This window comes from Amycolatopsis sp. NPDC104863, assembly GCF_055582965.1.
The window spans coordinates 1,007,013-1,030,278 of record NZ_JBVJOW010000001.1; the positions used below are offsets into that span (position 1 = coordinate 1,007,013).

The following is a 23,266-nucleotide window of genomic DNA, read 5'->3' on the forward strand; positions in this document are numbered from 1 at the left end:
GGGGTGCCGCATGTCCGCCGAAATCCTCACCATGACCGGGATCCGCAAGGTGTTCCCCGGGGTCACCGCCCTCGACGACGTCGGCTTCCGCCTCTTCCCGGGCGAGGTCCACGCGCTGATGGGCGAGAACGGCGCCGGCAAGTCCACCCTGATCAAGGTGCTGACCGGCGTGTACGGGGTGGACGCGGGCACGATCACCCTCGCCGGGACCACCGCCGCCTTCGGTGGTCCCGGCGAGGCCCAGCGGGCGGGCATCAGCACCGTCTACCAGGAGGTCAACCTCTGCCCGAACCTGTCGGTGGCGGAGAACGTCTGCCTCGGCCGGGAACCCCGCCGCTTCGGCCGCATCCAGTGGGGCCCGATGCGGCGGCGGGCCGAGGAGCTCCTCGCCCGGCTGGACGTCCACGTGGACGTCTCGGCCGAGCTGGGCACCTGCTCGATCGCCGTCCAGCAGCTGGTCGCGATCGCCCGCGCGCTCGACGTCGACGCGCGGGTGCTGGTGCTCGACGAGCCGACGTCCAGTTTGGACACCGGCGAGGTCGCGAAGCTGCTGGAGGTCGTGCGGTCGCTGCGGGCGGAAGGGATGGCGATCCTGTTCGTCTCCCACTTCATCGACCAGGTCTTCGCCGTCGCCGACCGGATGACCGTGCTGCGCAACGGGAAGCTGATCGGTGAGTACCGCACCGAGGAGATCACGCCGGTCGAGCTGGTCACGAAGATGATCGGCAAGGAGCTCTCCGTTCTGGAAACGCTCGAAGACTCCGGGCCGAGCCGCGCCGAGGTCGCGGACGCGCCGGTGCTGCTGGCCGCCGAGGGCCTCGGCCGCAAGGGCGGTGTCGAGCCGTTCAGCCTCGGCATCCACGCCGGTGAGGTCGTCGGGCTGGCCGGGCTCCTGGGCTCGGGACGCACCGAGCTTGCCCGGCTGCTCTTCGGCGCCGACCACGCCGACACCGGTTCCGTTCGGGTCGACGGGGAGGTCACGACCCTGCGCACACCGCGCGCCGGGCTCGACCACCGGATCGCGTTCTGCTCGGAGAACCGCAAGACCGAAGGCCTGGTCGAGGAGCTGACCGTCCGGGAGAACATCGTCCTCGCGCTGCAGGCGTCCCGCGGCTGGGCACGGCCGCTCTCGCGCCGCCGCCAGGACGAGCTCGCCCGCAAGTACGTGGCGCTGCTCGACATCCGCCCGGCCGACCCCGAGGCGCCGGTCGGCACGCTGTCCGGCGGCAACCAGCAGAAGGTGCTGCTGGCGCGGTGGCTGATCACCGAGCCGCGGCTGCTCATCCTCGACGAGCCGACCCGGGGCATCGACATCGGCGCCAAGACCGAGATCCAGCGGCTGGTGACCCGGCTCTCCGCCGACGGCGTGGCCGTGCTGTTCATCTCCGCCGAGCTCGACGAGGTGCTCCGGCTGAGCCACCGCGTCGTGGTGCTGCGCGGCCGGAAGGTGGTGGCGCAGCTGGACAACCGGGCGCTCACCGCGGACGAGATCATGGCCACGATGGCCGAGGGAGCCGTCTCATGACCAAGCACCGCCTGTTCTGGCCCGTCGTGGCGCTGCTCGCGCTGCTGGTGGGCGACCTCATCGCCAGCCCGGCGTTCTTCTCGGTCGAGCTGCGCGACGGACACTTCTACGGGAACCTCGTCGACATCCTGAAGAACGGCGCCCCGCTGATCCTCATCGCGATCGGCATGACGCTCGTCATCGCCACCCGCGGCATCGACCTCTCGGTGGGCGCGGTCGTCGCGATCAGCGGATCGCTGGCCTGCCTGTGGATCGCCGATCACCCCGGTGGTGTCGGCGCCACGCTCGTCGCCGTCGGGCTCGCGCTGGGGCTGTCGCTCGTGCTCGGGGTGTGGAACGGCTGGCTCGTCGCCGCGCTGGGCATCCAGCCGATCATCGCCACGCTCATCCTCATGGTCGCCGGCCGCGGGATCGCGCAGCTGATCTCCGGCGGGCAGATCATCACCATCAACTCCGGCCCGTACGAGTGGATCGGCAGCGGGTTCGTGCTGACGCTGCCGAGCGCGATCCTCCTCGCGCTGGCCGTGTTCGTGCTGGCGTCGGTGCTCGTCCGCCGGTCCGCGCTCGGCCTGCTCGTCGAAGCCGTCGGCGGCAACCCCGAGGCCAGCCGGCTCGCCGGGTTGCGCTCGGCGCGGCTGACCTGGCTCGTCTACGTCTTCTGCGCGCTGTGCGCGGGCCTCGCCGGGCTGATGATCAGCGCGAACGTGCACAGCGCCGACGCCAACCACGCCGGGCTGTTCATCGAGCTCGACGCGATTCTCGCCGTCGTCGTCGGCGGCACGCAGCTGACCGGCGGCCGGTTCTCCCTCGGCGGCGCGGTGATCGGCGCGCTGCTCATCCAGACGCTCACCACCACCGTCTACGCCCTCGGCATCCCGCCCGAGGCGATCATGCTGTTCAAGGCCGTGGTCGTGCTCGCGGTGTGCCTCCTGCAGTCGCCCGCGCTCCGCCGCAAGCTCCGCCGCCGGACGCCGCCACCCGGGCAGCCGGCCCCCACCTCCGCTCCGGAGAAGGTCGAGGTCACGGCATGACCACCCTGGCCCGCGTCCGCGGTTACCGGCCGAAGCAGCGGCACCTGCCGATCCTCGCGACGATGGCGCTGCTCGTCGGCGCGTACCTCTTCGGCGCGTCGAGCTACGAGGCGTTCGGCTCCGGGCAGGTCGTGCTGGACCTGTTCATCAACAACGCCTTCCTGCTCGTGGTCGCCGTCGGGATGACGTTCGTGATCCTCACCGGCGGCATCGACCTGTCCGTCGGGTCGGTCGTCGCCCTGTCCACAGTGGTCTCCGGCGACCTGCTGCAGAAGCACGGCTGGCCCGCGTACGCCGCGATCGCCGTGGTGCTGGTGATCGGCGCGCTGCTCGGCGCCGGGATGGGCGCGCTCATCCACTTCTTCGAGATCCAGCCGTTCATCGCGACGCTCATCGGGATGTTCTTCGCCCGCGGGCTCTGCTACACGATCAGCACGGAGGCGTACTCGATCGACAACCCGACGATCGCCGGTCTCGCCCAGACGCAGATTCCGTTGGGCGGGGAGCTGCACATCTCGATCAGCGTGGTCGTCGCGCTGGTCGTCGTCGCGGTCGCGGCGTACGTGCTGGCCTTCACGCGGTTCGGGCGCACGGTCTACTCGATCGGCGGCAACGCGCAGTCCGCGATGCTGATGGGCCTCAAGACCGGCCGCACGAAGATCGCGGTGTACACGGTCAGCGGGTTCTGCTCGGCCCTCGGCGGGCTGCTGCTGGTGCTGTACAAGTCTTCCGGCGACCCGCTCAACGGCGTCGGCCTCGAACTGACCGCGATCGCCGCGGTGGTCATCGGCGGCACCATCCTCACCGGCGGCTCCGGCTACGTGCTGGGCACCGTGCTCGGGATCATGGTGCTGGGCATCATCCAGACGCTGATCACCTTCGACGGCACCCTCAACTCGTGGTGGACCTCGATCATCACCGGCGCCCTCCTGTTCGTCTTCATCGTCCTGCAACGCCTCGTGACCCGAGGGAGCCACCGATGAACACCCGCATCCTGGCCGTGCTCGCGGCCCTGACCTTGTTCTCCACCCTGCCCGCGACGGCCACCGCGGCCGAGCCCGCCTCAGCGCTCGCCGGGCACTGGACGTTCGACGAGGGCAGCGGGACGACCGCCGCCGACACCGCGGGCGACCACCCCGCGACCCTGAACTCGGGCGCGGGCTGGGGCCCGGGCATCCGCGGTGGTGCCCTGACCACCGACGGGTCAAGCGGATTCGCCGATGCCGGCGCCCCGGTGCTCGACACCGCGAAGAGCTTCTCAGTCAGCAGCTGGGTCAAGCTCGACAAGACGTCGGGCTACCAGACGTTCGTGAGCATCGACGGCACCCAGGTCAGCAACTTCTTCCTGCAGTTCCGCGACGACTCCCGCCGGTTCGCCTTCACCCGCCTGGCCGGGGACGCGCCGGCCGACGGCGTCGTCGCGTCGGCGAACTTCGACCCCGTCGCGGGCCAGTGGTACCAGCTCACCGGCGTGTTCGACGCGGCCGCGTCAACGCTGTCGTTGTACGTGGACGGCACCCGGCAGGCCACGGTGGCCGCGCCCGCGGGCTGGGCCGGCACCGGGCACCTGGTGATCGGCCGCGGCAAGTACGGCGGCAACCCGGTGGACTACGTCGACGGCTCGATCGACGACGTTCGCGCCTACAGCGGCGCGCTGACCGCGGCCGACGCCTCCCGGCTGGCCATCGCCGGGCACTGGAGCCTCGACGAGGGCACCGGCGCCACCGCGGCCGACGACTCTCTCGACGCCCGCACCGCGACCCTGACCGGCGGCGCGACCTGGGGCGACGGCGTCGTCGGCCCGCACGGCGTGGTCCTGAACGGTACCGACGCCGCGGTCGAGACCCCGGCCCCGGTGGTCGACACCGGCCAGAGCTTCTCGGTGTCCGCGTGGGTCAAGCCGACAACGGCCACCGGCTTCCGGACCGCCGTCAGCGTCGACGGCTCGGCGATCAGCGGCTTCTACCTCCAGCGCGCCGCCGACGGCCGGTTCGCCTTCACCCGCCGCGCTTCCGACGGCGACACGGCGTCGTCCGCGGCGGTGTCCGCCCTGCCCGCCCAGGCCGGCCAGTGGCAGCACCTCGTGGGTGTGTACAACCGCGCGGCGGGCACGCTTTCCCTATACGTCAACGGAACCCTGCAGCAGAGCGTCCCGTTCACCACGCCGTGGACCGCGAGCGGGCACCTGGTCATCGGGCGCGGGAAGTGGGCCGGAAACCCGGCCGACTGGTTCGCCGGGGGAGTGGACGACGTCCGCGCGTACCCGGCGCCGTTGACCGCGTCCGCCGTCGCCGCGCTGGCCGCGAGCGGGTCGTGGCACTTCGACGAAGGCGCGGGCACGGTCGCCCGGGACTCGAGCGCGAACGCCGCCGACGGCACCCTGCGCGGTGCCGGCTGGACCGCGGGTGCGGCGGGCAAGGCCGTCCAGCTCGACGGCAAGTCCACTGTGGACCTGGGGACCTCGCCCGCGTTCGACACCGGGACCGGCTCGCTCTCCCTCGCCGCGTGGTTCCGCACGACGGCGGACGGCACGCTCGTGGACCACGGCGACGGGTACGCCCTGGGCGTGACCGGCGGCAAGCTCACCGCCCGCGTCGGCACGATCCAGGTGACCACCAGCGGCGGCGGCCTGGCCGACGGCGCCTGGCACCACGCGGCCGTCGTCCTCGACCGCGCGTCGCAGCGGCTCACCGTCTACGCCGACGGTGACGCGGCCGCGGTCACCAGCACCTGCGGCACCCCGACGGGCACCACCCTCGACGTCTCCGCCTGCCCGGCCTCCGGGACCGCCGCCGCGCCGCTGACGGTCGGCGCGGGCTTCACCGGCACGATCGACGAACTCGAACTGCGCCGCTTCCCGCTCACCGCGGCCCAGATCGGCACCCTGGCCGGAGCGAACCAGCTGGCCGTGGACGCCAACGTCGTCCGCGCCAACACCCGCCCGACCACCTACGGCTCGATCCTCGAGGACATCAGCCACTCCGTCGAAGGCGGGCTCTACGCCGAGCTGGTCCGCAACCGGACCTTCAAGGAGGCCTACCAGCGCGGCAGCGGCGCGGGCGACACCCCGGTCCCGTACTGGTCCCTGCTCGCCTCGCCGGGAGCGACCGGCACGTACACGATCGACGGCGCGACCCCGCTCAACACCGCGCTGGACCGCTCGCTGAAGCTGCACGCCGACACCGTCCCGGCCGGCGGGCGGGTGGCCGCCGCGAACGTCGGCTTCTACGGCGTCGCCGCGAAGCCGTCCACCAAGTACACCGGCAGCTTCTTCGCGCGCGGAACGTGGACCGGCGCGGTCCGCGTCAGCCTGGAGAAGCCGGACGGGACCGTGCTGGCGAGCAAGGACCTCCAGTCTCCCGGCGCGGCGTGGGCGCAGCAGACGTTCAGCTTCACGACGCCGTCGACGATCACGACGTCCACCGACAACCGGATCGTCGTCTCCCTGGTGAACAAGGGGAAGAAGGCACTCGCCGGGGACGCCTGGTTCCAGCAGGTGTCGCTGTTCCCGCCGACCTTCAAGAACCACGGCGTGCGCCTGGACCTCGGGCAGAAGCTCGCCGCGATGAAACTCGGCCTGTTCCGCGTCCCCGGCGGCAACTACCTCGAAGGCAACACCCTCGACACGCGGTTCGCGTGGAAGAACACCATCGGCAAGCCGGAAGAACGGCCCGGCCACCAGAACACCGCGTGGGGTTACTGGTCCACCGACGGCTTCGGCATCCTCGACTACCTCAAGCTGTCCGAGGACATCGGCGCCCAGCCGCTGCTCGCGCTGTTCGCCGGCTACACGCTCAACGGCCAGCACGTCGACCAGGCCGACTACCCGCAGTACGTCCAGGAAGCCCTCGACGAGATCGAGTACGCCATCGGCGACGCCTCGACGACATGGGGTGCGAAGCGGGTCGCCGACGGGCATCCGGCGCCGTTCGACCTGCACTACGTCGAGGTCGGCAACGAAGACTGGTTTGACGGTTCCGGCTCCTACTCCTGGCGCTTCACCGACATGTACAACGCCGTCAAGGCGAAGTACCCGCAGCTGACGGTGATCGCCACGACCGGCGGCCTGCAGGGCGGGGCCGCGTCGAGCACCCCGACCGGCGTGCGCCCGGACGCCGCGGACGACCACTACTACCAGTCGCCGCAGTGGTTCACCGACAACTCGACCCGGTACGACACCGCGGACCGCAGCGGCCCGGAGATCCTCGTCGGCGAGTACGGCGCCCAGGACGGCCGGCCCACCGGCACCCTGGCCGCCGCCATCGGCGAGGCCGCCTTCCTCACCGGGCTGGAACGCAACAGCGACGTCGTCATCGGCTCGATGTACGCGCCGGTGCTGGTGCAGGAGAACCAGTCGAACTGGCCGGTCAACCTGATCGGCTTCGACGCCGGGAGCAGCTACGGCTCGCCGTCGTACTGGGTGCAGCAGATGTTCTCCAGCACGCTCGGCAAGCAGATCGTGTCCAGCCGCCTCAACCCGGGCAGCTCGCTGCGTCAGGTGGTGAACGTGACCACCAAGGGCGGCAAGAAGACGTTCACCGTCAAGCTCGTCAACCCGACCGGGCAGGTGCAGACCGCGCGGCTGGCGCTCACCGGCGTCACAGCGGTCGACGGCACCGGGACGCTCACCACCCTCACCGGCGACCCGGCGGGGCGCAACAGCCTCGTCGCGCCGGCCGCGATCGTGCCGCAGACCAGGGAGATCAGCGGGCTGGCGGCGACCTCGAAGCTCACGGTGCCGGCGAACTCCGTGACCACGCTCGTCCTCACCGCCCGGTGAACCACCCCAGAAAGGACCCAGCAGTGTCAGCAGAACCCCTCGTCGTCGGTGTCGACTTCGGCACGCTCTCCGGGCGCGCGGTCGTCGTGCGGGTGGCCGACGGCGCCGAGCTGGGCAGCGCGGTCTTCGCGTACCCGCACGGCGTGCTCGACGAGACGCTGCCCGCTACCGGCCGCGCGCTGCCGCCGGACTGGGCGCTGCAGGTGCCCGCGGACTACGTCGGCGTGCTCCGCAATGCCGTCCCGGCGGCGCTGCGGGACGCGGGCGCCGACCCGGCCGCCGTCGTCGGCATCGCGACGGACTTCACCGCGTGCACGATGGTCCCGACGACCGCCGACGGCACACCGCTGTGCGAGCTGCCGGAGTTCGCGGCCGAGCCGCACGCCTACGTCAAGCTGTGGAAGCACCACTCGGCCCAGCCGCAGACGGACCGGATCAACAACCTCGCCCGCACCCGCGGCGAGAAGTGGCTGCCGCGGTACGGCGGGCTGATCTCCTCGGAGTGGGAGTTCGCCAAGGGACTCGAGGTGTTCGAAGAGGCCCCGGCCGTCTACGCGGCGATGCGGCACTGGGTCGAGGCGGCCGACTGGATAGTCTGGCAGCTGACCGGCGGGTACGTCCGCAACGCGTGCACGGCGGGGTACAAGGGGATCCTGCAGGACGGCCAGTACCCGAGCCGCGACTTCCTCCACGAGCTCTCGCCGGGCTTCGAGTCCTTCGTGGCCGACAAGCTCGAACACCCGTTGGGGCAGCTGGGTTCCCGCGCGGGCTCGCTGTCGGCCGAGGCCGCCGCGTGGACCGGGCTGCCCGAGGGCGTCGCGGTCGCCGTGGGCAACGTGGACGCGCACGTGACCGCGCCCGCGGCGAACGCCGTCGAGCCCGGGCAGATGGTCGCGATCATGGGCACCTCGACGTGTCACGTCATGAACGGCGCCGAACTGCGTGAGGTCCCCGGCATGTGCGGGGTCGTCGACGGCGGGATCGTCCCCGGGCTCTGGGGCTACGAAGCCGGGCAGAGCGGTGTGGGCGACATCTTCGGCTGGTTCACCGAGCACTTCGCGCACGAGGGGCACGAGCAGCTCACCCGGCTCGCGCAGCAGCAGGAGATCGGCGAGCACGGCCTGGTCGCGCTCGACTGGCACAGCGGCAACCGCTCGGTGCTCGTCGACCACGAGCTGTCCGGCGTGATCGTCGGGCAGACCCTCGCCACCCGCGCCGAGGACGTCTACCGCGCGCTGCTGGAAGCCACGGCCTTCGGCACCCGCAAGATCATCGAAACCTTCGGGGAGGCCGGGGTCCCGGTCACCGAGCTGATCATCGCGGGCGGCCTGATGAAGAACACGCTGCTGATGCAGATCTACGCCGACGTCACGAACCTCCCGCTGTCGGTCATCGGCTCCCAACAGGGACCCGCGCTCGGCTCGGCCATCCACGCGGCCGTCGCCGCCGGGTCCTATCCGGACATCCGCGCGGCCGCCGGGGCCATGGGCTCGGTCCAGCGAGCGGTTTACCGGCCGATCCCGGCGAACGTCGTCGCCTACAACGAGCTGTACGCCGAGTACACGACGCTGCACGACTACTTCGGCCGCGGCGGCAACGATGTCATGCACCGCCTGGCCGCCCGCCGCCGAACCGTCGCGAAAGGACGGTCCTGATGTCCCTGACCGACGAAGTCCTCGACACCGTCGCCGAGCTCCGCGAGACGGTCGCGAACCTGCACGGTGAGCTGACCCGCAACGCGCTGGTCATCTGGACCGCCGGCAACATCTCGGCCCGGGTCCCCGGGCGTGAGCTGATGGTCATCAAACCCTCGGGCGTGTCCTACGACGAGCTGTCCGCCGACACGATGGTCGTCACCGACCTGCACGGCGAACTGGTGCACGGCGAGCTCGCGCCGTCGTCCGACACCGCCGCGCACGCCTACGTCTACCGGCATCTGCCCGAGATCGGCGGGGTCGTGCACACGCACTCGACGTACGCGACGGCGTGGGCCGCGCGTGGCGAGCCGATCCCGTGTGTGCTCACGATGATCGCCGACGAGTTCGGCGGGGAGGTGCCGGTCGGGCCGTTCGCGCTGATCGGCGACGACTCCATCGGCCGTGGCATCGTCGAGACCCTCCGCACCAGCCGCTCCAAGGCCGTGCTGATGCGCAACCACGGCCCGTTCACCGTCGGCCGCACAGCCCGTGACGCGGTCAAGGCCGCCGTGCTGGTCGAAGACGTCGCCCGCACCGTGCACAAGGCCTTCGAGCTGGGCACCCCCGAACCCCTCCCACCCGACGACGTCGACCGGCTCTACGCCCGGTACCAGAACGTCTACGGCCAGCACTGAACGCTTCCAGGAGAAACGATGACCCGCGCGTCGAAACCCCAGCTCTGGTTCCTCACCGGGAGCCAGGCCCTCTACGGCGAGGAGACCCTCGAACAGGTCGCCGGCCAGTCCCTGCGGATCCAGCAGCTCCTGGCCGCCGCCGGCGGGCTCCCGGCCGAGATCGTCGGTAAGCCGGTGCTGACCGAGGCTTCGTCGATCCGGCGGGTCCTGCAGGAAGCCAACGCCGACGCGGCGTGTGTCGGCGTGATCGCGTGGATGCACACCTTCTCGCCGGCGAAGATGTGGATCACCGGCCTGGACGCGCTGCGCAAGCCGTTGCTGCACCTGCACACCCAGCTCAACGAAGCCCTGCCGTGGTCGACCATCGACATGGACTTCATGAACCTCAACCAGGCCGCGCACGGCGACCGCGAGTTCGGGTTCGTCCAAACGCGGCTCGGCGTGCCGCGCAAGACGGTCGCCGGGCACGTGTCGGACCCGGTTGTCGTCGCGCGGATCGACGCGTGGGCGCGTGCTGCCATCGGCGCCGACCACCTGCGCAACCTCCGGCTGGCCCGCTTCGGTGACAACATGCGCGATGTCGCGGTCACCGAGGGGGACAAGGTCGAGGCCGAGCTGCGGTTCGGCGTCTCGGTCAACACCTACGGCGTCAACGACCTGGTCGATCTCGTCGACCAGGTGTCCGATGTGGACTCCCTGGTCGCGGCTTATGCGGAGGACTACGACGTCGTTCCGGACCTGGCGGCCGGGGGAGCGCGGCACGAGTCGCTGCGGTACGCGGCCAAGATCGAAGCCGGGATGCGGAAGTTCCTCACCGACGGCGGCTTCGGGGCGTTCACCACGAACTTCGAGGACCTCGGCGGGCTGCGTCAGCTGCCCGGCCTCGCGGTGCAGCGGCTGATGGCCGACGGTTACGGCTTCGGCGGCGAAGGCGACTGGAAGACGTCGGCGCTGCTCGCGGCGGTGAAGGCGATGGGCACCGGCCTGGACCGCGGCACGTCGTTCATGGAGGACTACACCTACCACTTCGGCCCGGGCACGCCGAAGATCCTCGGCGCGCACATGCTGGAGGTCTGCCCGAGCATCGCCGCCGCCCGGCCGTCGTGCGAGATCCACCCGCTGGGCATCGGCGGCCGCGAAGACCCGGTCCGGCTCGTGTTCGACGCGGCGCCCGGCCCCGGCGTCACCCTCGGCCTGGTCGACCTCGGCGACCGCTTCCGTCTGGTGGCCAACGAGATCGAGGTCGTCGCGCCGGACGAGCCGCTGCCGAACCTGCCGGTCGCGCGGGCGGTGTGGGAGCCGGCGCCGTCGCTGTCGACGTCCGCGGAGTCGTGGATCACCGCGGGGGGCCCGCACCACACCGTGCTCACCCAGGCCGTCGGCACCGAGACCTTGCGCGACTTCGCGAACCTCCTCGGCGTCGAGCTGCTGGTCATCGACTCCGACACCACGCCGCACGGTTTCACCGACCGCATCCGCTGGAACCAGGCCTACCACCGGCTCGCTCAGGGTTTCTGAGAAAGGAAGAAGGAACAATGAAGTTCACCAGAGGAATCGCGGCTTTCGCGGCCGCGGGACTCGTGCTGACGCTCTCCGCGTGCGGTTCGAGCGAGAAGACGGCCGACCAGGCGGCGGCGTCGAGCGCGGGCGCGGCGGGCGGCCTCGTCGGCGTCACCATGCCGACCAAGTCGTCGGAACGCTGGATCCACGACGGCGACAACATCAAGTCGGCGCTGGAGAAGCTCGGCTACAAGGTCGACCTGCAGTACGCCGAGAACGACATCCCCACCCAGGTGAACCAGATCGAGAACCAGATCACCAAGGGCGCGAAGCTCCTGGTCATCGCCTCGATCGACGGCACCGCCATCACCACCCAGCTGCAGGAGGCGGCCGACCGCAAGATCCCGGTCATCGCCTACGACCGGCTGATCCGCAACTCGCCGAACGTCGACTACTACGCGACCTTCGACAACTTCAAGGTCGGCGTCGAGCAGGCGAACTCGCTGGTCAAGGGCCTGGGTGACGGCGCGGGTCCGTTCAACATCGAGCTGTTCGCCGGCTCGCCCGACGACAACAACGCGACCTTCTTCTTCAACGGCGCGATGTCCGTGCTCAAGCCGCTGATGGACAGCGGCAAGCTCGTCGTCAAGAGCACCCAGACCGACTTCGCCCGCGCGGCGATCCTGCGCTGGGACCCGGCCACCGCGCAGCGGCGCATGGAAGACCTGCTGACCAAGACCTACACCGGTGGCGCCAAGGTCGCCGGCGTGCTCTCGCCGTACGACGGCCTGTCGATCGGCATCCTCTCGGCGCTGAAGAGCAACGGCTACGGCACCGCCGGCCAGCCGTACCCGGTCGTGACCGGGCAGGACGCCGAGGTCGCGTCGGTCAAGTCCATCATCGCCGGCGAGCAGTACTCGACGATCTTCAAGGACACCCGCATCCTCGCCGACACCACGGTGAAGATGGCCGACGCCGTGCTCAAGGGCGGCAAGCCGGAGGTCAACAACACCAAGGACTACGACAACGGCAAGAAGGTCGTCCCGTCGTTCCTGCTGCAGCCGGTCACCGTGGACAAGGCGAACTACCAGAAGGAGCTCGTCGACTCCGGCTACTACACGGCGGGTCAACTGAAATGACCGAACTGCTCGGCATGCGCGGGATCACCAAGACCTTCCCCGGGGTCAAGGCGCTGTCGGACGTCACCCTTTCCGTGCACAGCGGCGAGATCCACGCGATCTGCGGGGAGAACGGCGCCGGGAAGTCCACCTTGATGAAGGTGCTCTCCGGCGTCTACCCGCACGGGACGTACGACGGTGAAATCCACTTCGACGGGCAGCGGTGCGAGTTCGGTTCGGTGCGCGACAGCGAGCGGCGCGGAATCGTGATCATCCACCAGGAGCTCGCGCTGTGCGGGCAGCTTTCGATCGCCGAGAACATCTTCCTCGGCAACGAACAGGCAAAACGCGGCTGGATCGACTGGAACCGCACCAACCACGAGGCTGGCGCGCTGCTGCGGCGCGTCGGCCTCGCCGAAAACCCGGTGACGCCGGTGCAGGAGCTCGGTGTCGGCAAGCAGCAGCTGGTCGAGATCGCCAAGGCGCTGTCCAAGGAGGTCCGGCTGCTGATCCTCGACGAGCCCACCGCGGCGCTCAACGACGAGGACTCGGCCCACCTGCTGGAGCTGCTGCGCGAGCTGCGGTCCGACGGCGTGACCTGCGTGATCATCTCGCACAAGCTCGGCGAGGTGACCGCGATCGCCGACACCGTCACGATCCTGCGGGACGGCCGGACGATCGAGACGCTCGACGCGGCCGGGCTGACCGAGGAACGGATCATCACCGGCATGGTCGGGCGCGACCTCGAGCACCGGTTCCCGCCCCGGGAGCCGGACATCGGGGAAGAGGTGCTGCGGATCGAGGACTGGACGGTGCACAGCCCGACCCAGGCCGGCCGGGTCGTCGTCGACCACGCGTCGCTTTCGCTGCGGCGAGGGGAGATCGTCGGGCTGGCCGGGCTGATGGGCGCGGGCCGGACCGAGCTCGCGATGAGCGTGTTCGGCCGCTCCTACGGCAAGGACATCTCGGGAAGGATCCTCAAGCACGGCGAGGAGATCGACGTCCGGTCGGTGCGTGACGCCGTCCGCCACGGCATCGCCTACGCCACCGAGGACCGGAAGCGCTACGGGCTCAACCTGATCGAGGACATCCAGCGCAACGTGTCCGCGGCGGGGCTGGGCAAGCTGGCCAAGCGCGGCTGGGTCGACGAGAACGCCGAGCACGACACGGCTGCCCGCTTCCGGCGTGACCTGCGGATCAAGGCGCCGACCGTGCGCAGCGTGACCGGGAAGCTCTCCGGCGGCAACCAGCAGAAGGTCGTGCTGGCCAAGTGGATCTTCACCGACCCGGACGTGCTGATCCTCGACGAGCCGACCCGCGGCATCGACGTCGGCGCGAAGTTCGAGATCTACACGATCATCAACGCCCTCGCCGCGCAGGGGAAGGCCGTGCTGGTCATCTCCTCCGAGCTGCCGGAGCTGCTCGGGCTCTGCGACCGGATCTACGCGCTGTCGGCCGGGCGGATCACCGGCCAGGCGACCCGCGAGGAAGCCACCCAGGAACTGCTCATGCAGTACATGACGAAGGAACGGGAATGACCACGACCGAAGCGCGGCCCGCCGCGCCCCCGGTTGAGCGCTCCAAGCGGAGGATCTCGATCAACCCGCGCCAGAGCGGCATCTACGTCGCGTTCGCGCTGATCGTGGTGCTGTTCGAGGTGCTCACCGGCGGCGCGCTGCTGGAGCCGCAGAACATCTCCAACATCATCGTGCAGAACAGCTACGTGCTGATCCTCGCGATCGGGATGATCCTGGTGATCATCTCCGGGCACATCGACCTCTCCGCCGGGTCGGTGGTCGCGATGACCGGCGCGGTGTCGGCGGTGCTGATGGTGAACTGGCACCTGCCGTGGTTCTGGGCGGTGCTGGTCACCCTCGTCGTCGGCGCGGTGATCGGCGCGTGGCAGGGCTACTGGGTCGCCTACTTCGGGATCCCGGCGTTCATCGTGACGCTCGCCGGGATGCTGGCGTTCCGCGCGCTGACCCTCACAGTGCTGGGCAACCAGGGCATCGGGCCGTTCCCGGACGCGATCCGCACGCTGTCCAACGGGTTCACCGACGGCTACCTCGGCAACATCGGCCTCGGGCCGTTGGGCGGAGCCGACCTGGTGTCGCTGCTGGCGGGTGTCGCCGCGGTGGCCGGGATCGCGTTCACGCAGTGGCGGAAGCGTTCGGCACGGCTGGGGTACGGCCAGGACGTCGACCCGTTCCCGATGTTCGTGCTCAAGATCGCCGGGGTCGCGGTGGTGGTCCTCGCGCTGGTCGTGCAGCTGGCGCGGTTCAAGAACCTGCCGTGGGTGCTGATCCTGCTGGCCGTCCTGGTGCTGGGGTACTCCCTGGTGGCCGGGAAGTCGGTGTTCGGGCGGCACATCTACGCCGTCGGCGGCAACCTGCAGGCCGCGACGCTGTCGGGCGTCAAGGTCAAGTCGGTGACGTTCTGGATCTTCGTCAACATGGGTGTGCTCGCTGCCCTGGCCGGGATCATCTTCGCGGGGCGGCTCAACCAGGCGGGCCCGACGGCCGGCGTGAACTTCGAGCTGGACGCGATCGCGGCGGCGTTCATCGGCGGCGCGGCGGTCCAGGGCGGCGTCGGCAAGGTGGTCGGCGCGATCACCGGCGGCCTGATCATGGCGGTGATCAACAACGGGATGTCGCTGATCGGCGCGCCGAGCGAGCGGGTGATGCTGGTGAAGGGCGTCGTCCTGCTGGCGGCGGTGGCCTACGACATCTGGACCAAGCGCCGCGCGGCCTCCTGACCCCGGCCGGAAGGGGCTGCCGCCGGGCGCCCCTTCCGGCCGTTTTTATTGAATGTGAAGGAAGTTCACGTCTGCCGGTGTGATCGCTAACATCACTGACATGCCCGTGGACGACGCAGGTCCCGCGTTCCCCGTCCGAGACCTGACCCTCCGCCGCGGCACGCTGGGGGTGATCACGACCACGGCCACGGCGGCCGACCCGGTGCTGCACGGTCTCCGCGCGGCGGCGAGCGAGGCCGGCTACACGCTGAGCGTCTTCAGCATTCCCCGGCAACGCGCCGGCGCGCCCGCCGCGGCGGTGGCCGGTCTGCGCCTGCAGGGGGTCGCCGGGATCGTGGTGCTCGACCCGCACGTCGTCACGGACATGGCGCCGGTCACGGGAATCCCGCTCGTCCCCGCGGTGTCGGCGGACCAGCACGAGGGCGCGCGCCGGGCCACGCAGCACCTGCTCGACCTCGGGCACGACACCGTCTGGCACGTGGGCGGTCCCGAGAACCTCGCGGTCGCCCGCGCCCGCGAGCGCGGCTGGCGCGAAACGCTGGAAGACTGGAACGCCGAGATCCCACCGGTGGTCCGCGGCGACTGGTCGGCCCGCTCCGGCTACCGCGCCGGGCAGTCCCTCGTGGGCGAACCGCGGCTGTGCGCGGTGTTCACGGCCAACGACCACATGGCACTTGGCCTGCTGGCGGCGTTCGCGGAGGCGGGCATGAGGGTGCCCCGCGACGTCCACGTGGTCGGCTTCGACGACGTTCCGGAGGCGGCGTACTTCGCACCTCCGCTGACGACGGTCCGCCAGGACTTCGTGGCGGCGGGCCGGCAGACGCTGGCGGTGCTCACGGCCCGGATCGACGGCGTGGCGCCGCCGCCCCGCGGCCGTGTCGAGGCCGAGCTGGTGGTGCGGGAAGCAGCCGCTCGACGCGGTTCTGAGGCCGGGCTAGAGCGTCAGCCGGTCACCCAGTGCGCGGATGTGGTCGGCGTTGCCGCAGTCGAGGCCCAGCTGACGGCGCCGCTCGGCGGCGAACGCTCGGCCGAGGCCCGTGCGGTCCGAAGTGGACATCGTACGGCGCAGGTCGTTCAGCAGCCCGCGCTCTTCGCCACGGACGTGCGCGTCGACGACGTTCTCCAGGCGCAGCAACGCCTTTTCGGAGTCCGACGTCTCCAGGACCGCCAGGAGGTCGTTGGCGAAGGACAGCCCGGGGGAGTCCGGGCGCACGATCCGCTCGGTCGCCGTCGCGTGGGCGACCAGCAGGCCCGCCAGCTCCGCGACCAGCGCCGGGCGGTCGGCCTCGGTGTTACGCAGGTCGCGGAACAGCTGCTCGAACCGGCGGTGGTCGGCCAGCAGCACCTCGACCAGGTCCGAGCCGGGCGCGACCGCGGCCGGGCCCGGGCGCATCCAGCCGAACGTCAGCTCCACCGCCTGGCGCCAGTGCCCGTACTCGCTGTCGCGGCGCGCCGGGTCCATCGCCGGCAGCCACTGCCCGGCGCGGTGCCAGTTGCGCCGCAACCCTTCCAGGTCCGGCCAGTAACCGACGGACAGCCCCGCCGCGTAGGCCGCGCCGAGGGACACCGTCTCCGCCACCATCGGGCGGACCACCGGCACGTCGAGCACGTCCGCGACGAACTGCATCAGCAGGTTGTCGGCGGTCATCCCGCCGTCGACCTTCAACGTGGACAGCGCCAGGCCCGAGTCGGCGTTCATCGCGTCGACCACCTCGCGGGTCTGCCAGCCGGTGGCCTCCAGCACCGCCCGCGCGAGGTGGCCCTTCGTGATGTACGACGTCAGCCCGGCGATCACCCCGCGCGCCTCGCTGTGCCAGTGCGGCGCGAACAGCCCGGAGAACGCGGGGACGATGTAACAGCCGCCGTTGTCCTCGACCGTCTTGGCCAGGGTCTCGATCTCGGGGGCGCTGCCGATCAGCTCGAGGCCGTCGCGGAACCACTGCACCAGCGACCCGGTGACCGCGATCGAGCCTTCCAGGGCGTACACCGCGGGCTCGTCGCCGATCTTGAACCCGACCGTGGTGAGCATGCCGTGGGTGGACAGCACCGGGGTCGGGCCGGTGTTGAGCAGCAGGAAGCTGCCGGTGCCGTACGTGCACTTCGCCTCGCCGGGCGCGAAGCAGGTCTGGCCGAACAGCGCGGCCTGCTGGTCACCTAGGGCCGCGGCGATCCGGATCCCGGGCACCACCCGCGACGTCGTCCCGTACACCTCGGTGGAGGACCGGATCTCCGGCAGCATCGCGCGCGGGACGTCGAAGAAGTCGAGCAGCTCCTTGTCCCAGGCGAGGGTGCGCAGGTTCATCAGCATGGTGCGCGAGGCGTTGGTGACGTCGGTGACGTGCACCCCGCCCTCGGCCCCGCCGGTGAGGTTCCAGATGAGCCAGCTTTCGATGGTGCCGAAGAGGACGTCGCCGCGCTCGGCGCGCTCGCGCAGGCCCGGGGTCCGGTCGAGCAGCCAGCGGATCCGCGGCGCCGAGAAGTACGTCGCCAGCGGCAGCCCGCACAGCTGCCGCACCCGGTCGGCGCCCGGCTCGCGGGCGAGCTGTTCGAGCATCGCGTCGGTGCGGGTGTCCTGCCAGACGATCGCGCGGCCGACCGGATTGCCGGTGTGCCGGTCCCACAGGACGGTGGTCTCCCGCTGGTTGGCGATCCCGAGGCCGACCACCTGCTCGGCGGTCGCGCCGGCGTCGGCGAGGGCCTGCGGGACGATCCGCGCGAGGTTCCGCCAGATCTCGGTCGCGTCGTGCTCGACCCAGCCGGGCCGCGGGAAGTGCTGCTGGTGCTCCCGCTGCACGACGGAGACGAGCCGGCCGCGCGCGTCGAACAGGATGCACCGGGTCGAGGTGGTGCCCTGGTCGACCGACATCACGTACCGCTGGACCACCCGGACACCTCCTTCACCATCGGGACGCGCCCAGGTCGCGGGACACCGCGCGCGCCGCGTCGCGGACGTGGCCGAGCAACCGGGGGCTCGGCGCGCCGTCCGGCTCGCAGATCCGCTCCACGGCGCCCGACACCCCGATCGCGCCCACGACGATGCCGCCGTGGCCGCGGATGGGGGCCGCGATGCCGGCCTCGCCCGAGATCATTTCGCCGTTTTCGACCGCCCAGCCCGCTTCGCGGACCTTGGCGCAGGCCCGCTTGATCGCGGTCTGCGTGGTCAGCGTACGGCGCGTGTACAGCTCCGGTGTCGCCTTCAGCGTGGTGTCGTAGGCCAGCAGGACCTTCCCGAGCGCGGTCGCGTGCAGCGGCAGCAGCGAGCCGACGTCGAGGGTCTGCAGGCTGTCGTCGGGCCGGAACACGTGGTGCACCACCAGCACCCGGCCCTCCAGGGGCGCGCCGATCCGGACGGCCTCGCCGCTGCGCGCGGCCAGCGCGTCCGCCCAGTTGATGGCGCGGGACCGCAGCTCGTTGACGTCGAGATAGCTCGTCCCGAGGTGCAGCAGCGCCGCGCCCAGCTGGTACTTGCCGGTGTCGCGGTCCTGTTCGACGAACCCGACCCCCTGCAGGGTGCGCAGGATCCCGTGCGCGGTGCCCTTCGCCAGTTCGAGGGACTCGGCGATCTCGCCGACGCCGAGCCGGCCCGAGCCACGCGCCAGCAACCGCAGGATCGCGGCGGCGCGCTCGATGGACTGGATCGGACCGGGCACCCCCTGACGGTAACCTGACCGGCCCTGATTCGACAATGTCGAACATCCACTTCGGCCGTTCGACAATGCCGACCGGTGTCCGTTGACCCCCCGGAAACCCGAACTTAACTTTCACTCACCAGGGGGAACGAACGGTCCTTTGTGGAGGAAGCAATGGTGCGAAACCTCAAGGCCCACGGGCTCGGCGGCGAGATGGCCGCGGAGTTCGTGGGAACGATGATCCTCATCCTCTTCGGGTGCGGGGTGGTGGCGCAGGTCGCCGCCGCGGGTATCGGGGACCACGACAGCATCGCCTGGGCCTGGGGGCTCGGCGTCACGCTCGGTGTCTACGTCGCTTCGCGGATCAGCGGCGCGCACCTGAACCCGGCCGTGACCATCGCGCTCGCGGTGTTCAAGGGCTTCTCCTGGCGCAAGGTCGCCCCGTACGCCCTCGCGCAGACGGCCGGTGCGTTCCTCGCCGCCCTGCTCGTGCGCTGGAACTACACCGAGGTGCTCACCGCCAAGGACCCCGGCCTGACGATCAAGACCCAAGGGGTGTTCTCCACCCTGCCGGGTAACGGCACGCTGCCCGTGGGTGACTGGGGCGCGTTCCGCGACCAGATCATCGGCACCGCGATCCTGCTGATCGTCCTCTTCGCGATCACCGACCTCCGCAACACCTCGCCGGGCGCGAACCTCGCCCCGGTCGTCGTCGGCTTCCTCGTCGTCGCGATCGGCATGGCCTGGGGCACGAACGCCGGCTACGCGATCAACCCCGCCCGCGACTTCGGCCCGCGCCTGGCCTCCTGGCTGACCGGCTACGACACGGCGTGGTCCGACCAGTACGGCTTCCCCTACTGGTGGATCCCGATCGTGGCCCCGGTGCTCGGCGCCCTCGTCGGCGGCGCGATCTACAAGTTCCTCATCGAGCGCTTCCTCCCCGCGGGGGAACCGCTGGACGCCATGCCCGCCAAGGACCTCGAGCCCGCCCACTGACTGAGGAGAACCCCCATGCCTGACTACGTCGGCGCGGTTGACCAGGGCACCACCAGCACCCGGTTCATGATCTTCGACCACGGCGGCAACGAAGTCGCCCGCCACCAGCTCGAACACGAGCAGATCCTGCCGAAGCCCGGCTGGGTCGAGCACGACGCCACCGAGATCTGGGAACGCACCCGCTCGGTCATCGCCACCGCGCTGAACAAGGCCAACCTGACCTACCGCGACCTGGCCGCGCTCGGCATCACCAACCAGCGCGAGACCACCGTCGTGTGGAACCGCCGCACCGGCCGCCCCTACTACAACGCGATCGTCTGGCAGGACACCCGCACCGACCGGATCGCCTCGGCGCTGGAGCGCGAGGGCAAGGGCGACGTCATCCGCCGCAAGGCCGGGCTCCCGCCCGCGACGTACTTCTCCGGCGGCAAGCTGCAGTGGATCCTCGAAAACGTCGACGGCGTGCGCGAGGACGCGGAAAAGGGTGACGCCCTCTTCGGCACCACCGACTCCTGGCTCATCTGGAACCTCACCGGCGGCCCGGACGGCGGGGTGCACGTCACCGACCCGACCAACGCCTCGCGCACCATGCTGATGGACCTCGAAACCCTCGACTGGGACGACGAGCTGCTGTCGTTCTTCGACGTCCCGAAACGGATGCTCCCGGCGATCCGGCCGTCGTCGAACCCCGGCTTCTTCGGCGTCACCCGCGCGGACGGCCCGCTCGGCGGCGAAGTCGCGCTCACCGGCGTCCTCGGCGACCAGCAGGCGGCGACCGTCGGCCAGGTCTGCTTCCGGCCCGGCGAGGCCAAGAACACCTACGGCACCGGCAACTTCCTGCTGCTCAACACCGGCCACGAGCTGGTCCGCTCGAAGCACGGCCTGCTCACGACGCTGTGCTACCAGTTCGGCGACGAGAAGCCGGTCTACGCGCTGGAAGGCTCGATCGCCGTCACCGGGTCGGCCGTGCAGTGGCTGCGCGACCAGCTCGGCATCATCAGCGGCGCGTCCCAGAGCGAAAGCCTGGCCCGCCAGGTCGAGGACAACGGCGGTGTCTACTTCGTCCCGGCCTTCTCCGGCCTGTTCGCGCCGTACTGGCGCTCGGACGCCCGCGGCGCGATCGTCGGGCTCACTCGCGCCACGACCAACGCTCATCTCGCGCGGGCCACCCTGGAGGCGATCTGCTACCAGACCCGCGACGTCGTCGAGGCCATGCAGAACGACTCCGGTGTCACGCTCGACGTGGTGCGTGTGGACGGAGGGGTGACCGCGAACGAGCTGTGCATGCAGCTGCAGGCCGACATCCTCGGCGTGCCGGTGTCGAAGCCGGTCGTCGCCGAGACCACCGCGCTCGGCGCCGCGTACGCGGCCGGCCTGGCCGTCGGGTTCTGGCGCTCGACCGACGAGCTGGAGCAGAACTGGAACGAGGACAGGCGCTGGGCGCCGTCGTGGACCGGCGAGCAGCGCGCCGAGGGCTACGCGGGCTGGCAGAAGGCCGTCGGCCGCACGCTCGACTGGGTCGACGTGCAGTGACCATGAGGAGGAACACCGTGACACCGCTTTCCCCGGCCTACCGGGCCGAGACACTGCGCAAGCTCGCTCGCGAAGAGGTCGACGTCCTGGTCGTCGGCGGGGGAGTGACCGGCGCCGGCGTCGCGCTCGACGCGGCGTCCCGCGGGCTGTCGACCGCGCTGGTCGAGGCCCGCGACTTCGCCGCCGGGACGTCCAGCCGCTCGTCGAAGCTGATCCACGGCGGCCTGCGGTACCTGGAGCAGCTGGACTTCAAGCTGGTGCGCGAGGCGCTGAAGGAACGCGGTCTGCTGCTGCAGACCCTCGCGCCGCACCTGGTCCGGCCGGTGAAGTTCCTGGTCCCGCTGACGCACCGGGTGTGGGAGCGCGGGTACATCGGCGCCGGCGTCACGCTGTACGACACGCTCGGCGGTGCCCGCGCCCTGCCGCGGCACCGGCACCTGTCCAAGCGCGGCGCGGCCAAGGTCGCGCCCGCGCTGGCCGACGACGCGCTGATCGGCGCGATCCAGTACTACGATGCCCAGGTCGACGACGCCCGCCACACGATGACCATCGCGCGGACGGCGGCCGAGCAGGGCGCCTCGGTGCTGACGCGCGCTCGCGTGACGTCGTTGCTGCGCGAGGGTTCCCGGGTGGTCGGCGCGAAGGTCGTCGACCGCGAGAGCGGGGTCGAGTTCGAGATCCGCGCCCGCACGGTCATCGCGGCCACCGGCGTGTGGAGCGACGACATGGCGGAGGCGGCCGGGATTCCCGCGCCGTTCACCGTGCGCGCGTCGAAAGGCATCCACCTCGTGGTGCCGCGGGAGAAGATCGACCTCGACACCGGGCTGATCCTGCGCACGGAGAAGAGCGTGCTGTTCGTGATCCCGTGGGGCAAGCACTGGCTCGTCGGCACGACGGACACCGAATGGTCCCTCGACCGCGAGCACCCGGCGGCGAGCCGCGCCGACGTCGACTACGTGCTGGAGCACCTCAACAAGGTGCTGCGCACGCCGGTGACGCACGACGACATCGAAGGCGTGTACGCCGGACTTCGCCCGTTGCTGGCGGCGAAGGCGGCCGCGACGACGAAGCTGTCGCGGGAGCACGCGGTGGCGCATCCGGTGCCGGGCCTGGTGATCGTGGCCGGCGGCAAGTACACGACGTACCGGGTGATGGCCGCGGACGCGGTCGACGTCGCGGTCGAAGAGGTGGGCAAGCCGACCCCGCCGTCGTGGACCGACCGGCTGCCGATCGCCGGCGCCGAGGGGTACCACGAGCTGTGGGCCGACCGGTACTCGGTCGCTTCCCGGACCGGGTTGTCGGTGGCGCGCGTCGAGCATCTCCTGCAGCGGTACGGGACGCGGATCTGGAACCTCGTCTCCCTGATGGAGGAGGCCCCTTCGCTGGCTTCGCCGATCACGGAGACCTCCGAGTACCTGCGCGTGGAAGCGGTGTACGCGGTTTCGCACGAAGGCGCGTTGCACCTCGAGGACGTCCTGACGCGGCGGACGCGCATCTCGATCGAGGAGCGCGACCGCGGTGTCGCGGCGGCTCCGGTGGTCGCGGAGCTGATGGCTCCGCTGCTGGGCTGGGACGCGCACCGGACCGAGCGTGAGGTGACGAACTACCTCGCGCGGGTCGAGGCGGAGCGCTCGGCGCAGGAGGCCCCGGACGACGAGGCCGCCAACGCCACCCGGCTGACGGCCCCGGCGCTGCTGCCGAGCTGACTCGGCCGGCGGTGCTGACGGCGCTGACCGCGGTCCCGGCGAGTGCGGACGAGCCGGGCGGTCCGATCGACCTGGGCAGCGCGCTGGTGCGGGCCTGCCCGGGTGGGTACTTCGTCCTGGGGGCTCGCGCGGCCAGACCACGGCCGACGAGGCTTCCTGCCTGGTGAACGACCTGAACGACCGCGGCAGCGTCACCGGTACATGTCACATCCACCACGCCGTCCGAGGCGCCCGCCGGTCCTCGGCGACCAGTGACCGAACCCCGGGGTGGGGGGGCCGCCGCCTGTGGGGCGGGGGCCCAGGACTGTACAGGGACGTGCAGACCTGCACGCGCCCTCTTCCGTTCACAGTGTTCCCTTCT

15 protein-coding genes and 1 pseudogene are annotated in these 23,266 nt (G+C 70.8%); 14 read left to right on the plus strand and 2 right to left on the minus strand.

The features are described 5' to 3' along the window. The first annotated feature begins 10 nt into the window (after nucleotides 1–10). The 11 genes and pseudogenes from ACZ63J_RS04460 to ACZ63J_RS04510 all read left to right on the plus strand — a co-directional run. Entirely contained in the window at nucleotides 11–1,525 is a 1,515-nt protein-coding gene (locus ACZ63J_RS04460) for a sugar ABC transporter ATP-binding protein (protein WP_465399771.1), read from the plus strand. Continuing rightward, nucleotides 1,522–2,556 carry an ABC transporter permease gene (locus ACZ63J_RS04465; protein ID WP_465399770.1) on the plus strand — a complete coding sequence of 345 codons (1,035 nt, stop codon included), beginning with the start codon at nucleotides 1,522–1,524 and terminating at the stop codon, nucleotides 2,554–2,556. Before ACZ63J_RS04460 ends, ACZ63J_RS04465 begins: the two co-directional genes overlap by 4 nt. Further along, entirely contained in the window at nucleotides 2,553–3,539 is a 987-nt protein-coding gene (gene yjfF, locus ACZ63J_RS04470; protein WP_465399769.1) for a galactofuranose ABC transporter, permease protein YjfF, read from the plus strand. Before ACZ63J_RS04465 ends, yjfF begins: the two co-directional genes overlap by 4 nt. Then, the gene (locus tag ACZ63J_RS04475; RefSeq protein ID WP_465399768.1) at nucleotides 3,536–7,336 is read left to right on the plus strand and encodes a LamG-like jellyroll fold domain-containing protein; all 3,801 of its coding nucleotides are present in this window, start codon (nucleotides 3,536–3,538) and stop codon (nucleotides 7,334–7,336) included. The genes yjfF and ACZ63J_RS04475 overlap by 4 nt, the downstream gene beginning before the upstream one ends. 23 nt (nucleotides 7,337–7,359) lie before the next feature. Next, nucleotides 7,360–8,991: a ribulokinase gene (gene araB / locus ACZ63J_RS04480; protein WP_465399767.1), complete on the plus strand. Its 1,632-nt coding sequence runs from the start codon at nucleotides 7,360–7,362 to the stop codon at nucleotides 8,989–8,991. Beyond that, nucleotides 8,991–9,668: an L-ribulose-5-phosphate 4-epimerase gene (locus tag ACZ63J_RS04485; RefSeq protein ID WP_465399766.1), complete on the plus strand. Its 678-nt coding sequence runs from the start codon at nucleotides 8,991–8,993 to the stop codon at nucleotides 9,666–9,668. The genes araB and ACZ63J_RS04485 overlap by 1 nt, the downstream gene beginning before the upstream one ends. 18 nt (nucleotides 9,669–9,686) lie before the next feature. Further along, nucleotides 9,687–11,186, plus strand: a complete 1,500-nt coding sequence (gene araA / locus ACZ63J_RS04490; RefSeq protein WP_465399765.1) for an L-arabinose isomerase — start codon at nucleotides 9,687–9,689, stop codon at nucleotides 11,184–11,186. Between the two features lie 17 nt (nucleotides 11,187–11,203). Next, complete coding sequence (gene chvE / locus ACZ63J_RS04495; protein ID WP_465399764.1) at nucleotides 11,204–12,307, plus strand: multiple monosaccharide ABC transporter substrate-binding protein; 1,104 nt, start codon at nucleotides 11,204–11,206, stop codon at nucleotides 12,305–12,307. Then, nucleotides 12,304–13,824 (plus strand): multiple monosaccharide ABC transporter ATP-binding protein, encoded by a 1,521-nt coding sequence (gene mmsA / locus ACZ63J_RS04500; RefSeq protein ID WP_465399763.1) that lies wholly within the window; start codon nucleotides 12,304–12,306, stop codon nucleotides 13,822–13,824. The genes chvE and mmsA overlap by 4 nt, the downstream gene beginning before the upstream one ends. Continuing rightward, nucleotides 13,821–15,041 (plus strand): multiple monosaccharide ABC transporter permease, encoded by a 1,221-nt coding sequence (gene mmsB, locus ACZ63J_RS04505; protein ID WP_465304285.1) that lies wholly within the window; start codon nucleotides 13,821–13,823, stop codon nucleotides 15,039–15,041. Before mmsA ends, mmsB begins: the two co-directional genes overlap by 4 nt. 364 nt (nucleotides 15,042–15,405) lie before the next feature. Beyond that, nucleotides 15,406–15,933, plus strand: a pseudogene (locus ACZ63J_RS04510) (substrate-binding domain-containing protein); the annotation flags it as partial. A 42-nt stretch (nucleotides 15,934–15,975) separates the two neighbouring features. Here ACZ63J_RS04510 and glpK (ACZ63J_RS04515) read toward each other — a convergent pair. Further along, nucleotides 15,976–17,925: a glycerol kinase GlpK gene (gene glpK / locus ACZ63J_RS04515; protein WP_465399762.1), complete on the minus strand. Its 1,950-nt coding sequence runs from the start codon at nucleotides 17,923–17,925 to the stop codon at nucleotides 15,976–15,978. Between the two features lie 13 nt (nucleotides 17,926–17,938). Further along, nucleotides 17,939–18,691 carry an IclR family transcriptional regulator gene (locus tag ACZ63J_RS04520; protein ID WP_465342192.1) on the minus strand — a complete coding sequence of 251 codons (753 nt, stop codon included), beginning with the start codon at nucleotides 18,689–18,691 and terminating at the stop codon, nucleotides 17,939–17,941. Nucleotides 18,692–18,844: 153 nt separating this feature from the next. On the opposite strand from ACZ63J_RS04520, the gene ACZ63J_RS04525 reads away from it, so the two are divergent. The 3 genes from ACZ63J_RS04525 to ACZ63J_RS04535 are packed head-to-tail and all read left to right on the plus strand — an operon-like array spanning nucleotide 18,845 to nucleotide 22,905. Next, complete coding sequence (locus ACZ63J_RS04525; protein ID WP_465399761.1) at nucleotides 18,845–19,666, plus strand: MIP/aquaporin family protein; 822 nt, start codon at nucleotides 18,845–18,847, stop codon at nucleotides 19,664–19,666. Nucleotides 19,667–19,681: 15 nt separating this feature from the next. Next, nucleotides 19,682–21,199, plus strand: coding sequence for a glycerol kinase GlpK (gene glpK, locus ACZ63J_RS04530; RefSeq protein ID WP_465399760.1), 1,518 nt, complete (start codon nucleotides 19,682–19,684; stop codon nucleotides 21,197–21,199). A gap of 2 nt (nucleotides 21,200–21,201) precedes the next feature. Further along, the gene (locus ACZ63J_RS04535; protein ID WP_465399759.1) at nucleotides 21,202–22,905 is read left to right on the plus strand and encodes a glycerol-3-phosphate dehydrogenase/oxidase; all 1,704 of its coding nucleotides are present in this window, start codon (nucleotides 21,202–21,204) and stop codon (nucleotides 22,903–22,905) included. Nucleotides 22,906–23,266 lie beyond the last annotated feature (361 nt).